This is a genomic window from uncultured Lamprocystis sp., from assembly GCF_903933125.1.
GTDB lineage: Bacteria > Pseudomonadota > Gammaproteobacteria > Chromatiales > Chromatiaceae > Thiodictyon.
In genome coordinates, this window is sequence record NZ_CAIZIZ010000014.1 from 1 (window position 1) to 2,825 (window position 2,825).

Here is a 2,825-nt window from a genome sequence, read left to right on the forward strand (position 1 = left end):
ATTACCCGCAGATGCGCCGCCCGGCTCGGGCGATTGTGACGTTTCATCGTTTGGCTTCCTGCTTTTCCCGCGTTCTTTCTGGCGCGAGGTTGAATTGAGCGGCCGTCGGCCGCGGAATCGCGACCCCTGGACGGGTCGCCGCACACCAGGGGCAGGCGATCAGATACGCCAGTCCACTCGCCCACAAGAGGACCGGGCCGCAGTTCGCACACTCGGCCGCTTGGGTGTAGTGATCCGGACATTCCCCGCGGTCCCGCTGGGCACGGGTCCGCAGTAACAAGGCTAAGGCATCCTGAGCCGCCGGCCGGTCGGCGATCACGGGCCAGTCAACCCCGGCCGCCGTCTGCAAGTCCGCCACGGTGAAGCCGTACCAGCGGGCGCCGGGCTCGCCCTCGATGGTCCCCGCCGTGGGATCGGGACGCGCGTCAGTCCCCCGAGCATCAGCCGCGCGACCCTCCCGCGCCGCTTGCTCGGCTGGAGCATCGTCCGGGACCCCCGCAAAGACGCGCGCCAAGGCATCAAGGTTCATTTGTTATTGTGTCCAGGTGAAACACGTAAACCCTGGCCGGTGTGGGCCGGTCCGGAAGCCGTACTTTTTGGCTAGCGCGCCCGTCCGATCCCGGTCGCAAAAGCCCATTGCGAATAAGCACCCGATTCGCGTCATCCTTATGGAAGCCGGCGATCACTTCCTGTTTAAAAGTCTCAGGCAGAACATAGAAGACAATTCCCCCGTCCGCCAATTGCTCTTTGAATCCCGCTAACAGCGCCACTTCGGGAGCATGATCGTCCATCACGCGGGATTTCCACCGCAACCGATTGGAGTGCCGCTCAAAAAACAAACGCACTTGCGCCAAGAGTGCCCGTTCCTCCGTTGGTCCCGCGCCACCACGGGCGCCCAACCAGTCATTGAAACAGCGCTTTGCCGCTTGATACGCTGCGCCCTCGGGCCATCCAGTAATGCCCTCCAGGGTCGCCAGTTCGCCGGCCACAGCCACCAAGCCGAACCGGGCCGCGACCCGCCGAACCTGCCCCCCGGCGGCGTCAACCTCTCGCAGCACATCCGCGACAAAGCCGGCTTGGTGTTGCTTGATCGCTGCGGTAATGCCTGCCCGATCCTTCAGCAAAGCATTTACGAAAGAAAGCAGCGGGTGCCCATAGTGCGCCGCCGCCGCATCCTTCAGAGCCACCGCAAAAACTGCCCCGTTGGCGTGACCGTGCAAGTTCTCGAATACCCCCAGGCCCGCGCCCGCGTCCGCCGGTATCTCGGCCATGCGGACTTCTTGGCCTGCGCGCGTTTTGCGCGAAACGCTGGCCATGTGTTCGGCAAGACCAATCTCCCCGCTTGACAGAAACAGCAACCGCCAGCGCTTCACCGGTCGGTTCACGGCCGTCCGTTCCATCCGCGACTTCCCCACACCGTTACCCAGCATGTGCGCGGTCTCGCCGGCCGCCTTGGGGTCCATCTGGTTCAATTCGTCCAGGATTAGCAGGCTATCGTTGTGCAATTCGGCTAACCCTTCGATGGCGTTATCGGTCGCGCGCCACCGCTGGAGATACTCAGGCGAGCCACAAACCGACGCTGCAACCCGTTGCACCGTGGTTTTCCCGCTCGAACTTGCATCGACGGAACTTCCAACCAGATGGAAACCGCCAGATTCCGCGTCCGTCAACTGCAAGCACGGGGCCGCGAATGCGAGCGAAACGGCGAATGTGAGTCGGGAATTGCCGACGCACCACGCGCCCACAGTCTTCCGCCATTCGTCCAGCGTGCCCCGAGTGCCAAACGCCGGCCGCTCGCCTTCGGTGACGAGAATCACGTCCTCGGAGTGACGGCCTAGCACCTTGTCAGGTAGCACGAAGGCCAGGCCGTCCATCGTCCATCCGGTGCGGGTGACTGACCGGGCGCGGGCCTTGGGCGCCCAGCGCCGCAGCAATTCGCTAAAATGTCGCCGCGCGTCTGGGTTATTGGCGCCTTCAAGTCCTGCCGCCGCCAGCCGCGCCCGCAGAGCATCCCCTTGGCCCGCCCGCTCCCGGTCCATGATGACCTCACGCCGGTAGCGCTGATCCAGGTCCTTAAACACAATCAATCGCCCGAAATCGTCGCCGCGCTCGTCGCGCGTTACAGCCAACACCCGAAACAGTGGGCTAACATAGATCGACCGCCCCTCCCACGCTCTAGGGATCTTCCCGTTTTCGTCGATGCCATCTTCGTGTGGTTTACGAAAAACGATTGCCCCGCGCTCGACATAAAAGGAACTCGGCAGTTCATTCGGGCCGGGAATGACCGACTCGGCGTCGTCTTGCTCGGTCTTGGTTGTTTCGTTGTCATTCGCGCCTTTCCTTGATCGGGTATCAGGGCGTAGGTCCGGGCATCGCTCAGGGTTGTGATGGGTTGCGGGAGCCGGCGAGACCGGCAGCCAGCGGGCGACCTTTGCCAACCGCGCCGCGGTCCAACCGTCCGCCACAGCGTCCGCCGCATCCCATCCGGATGGTAAGTCGCGCTGTTGTGACATCAGGACGCCCCCACCAAAGACAGGTCTAGGAGCTCCACCGACACCGCGCCAACCCCCAAGGCCAGCGCTGCAACATCTTGGGCATACTTGGCGCCGGCCTGGTCGGCGTCCGGCCAGATGCGAACCCGCCTGCCCTCAAGTGGACGAAGGTCAGACTTCGCCGGAGACTGAGCGCCGTTCATGGTCGTTGTCGTGACCATCTCCGGGAACAGTTCCGCCGCAGCGTCAGCCGCCTTTTCGCCTTCGCAGACTAAGACGATGGCGTCAGGACGCGCCGCGATCCGGTCAAGGTGGTACAGGGGCCGGGGCTCC

At 63.8% G+C, this 2,825-nt stretch carries 2 protein-coding genes and 1 pseudogene; all 3 read right to left on the minus strand.

Annotation, left to right across the window (positions count from 1 at the left end; genetic code table 11):
* Positions 1-43: 43 nt before the first annotated feature.
* A complete protein-coding gene (locus QZY03_RS00755) occupies positions 44-529 on the minus strand; it encodes a hypothetical protein (RefSeq protein WP_295577193.1) in 486 nt (161 codons plus the stop codon).
* Positions 519-2,513, minus strand: coding sequence for a DUF927 domain-containing protein (locus QZY03_RS00760; RefSeq protein ID WP_295577195.1), 1,995 nt, complete (start codon positions 2,511-2,513; stop codon positions 519-521). The genes QZY03_RS00755 and QZY03_RS00760 overlap by 11 nt, the downstream gene beginning before the upstream one ends.
* Positions 2,513-2,825, minus strand: a pseudogene (locus QZY03_RS00765) (DNA helicase); the annotation flags it as partial. The gene QZY03_RS00760 and the pseudogene QZY03_RS00765, both read right to left, overlap by 1 nt.

What these genes read in the sequence shown, in the direction of transcription:
- QZY03_RS00760 (WP_295577195.1), bottom strand. Translation starts at nt 2,513, where the DNA reads ATGTCACAACAGCGCGACTTACCATCCGGATGGGATGCGGCGGACGCT.
- QZY03_RS00755 (WP_295577193.1), bottom strand. Translation starts at nt 529, where the DNA reads ATGAACCTTGATGCCTTGGCGCGCGTCTTTGCGGGGGTCCCGGACGAT.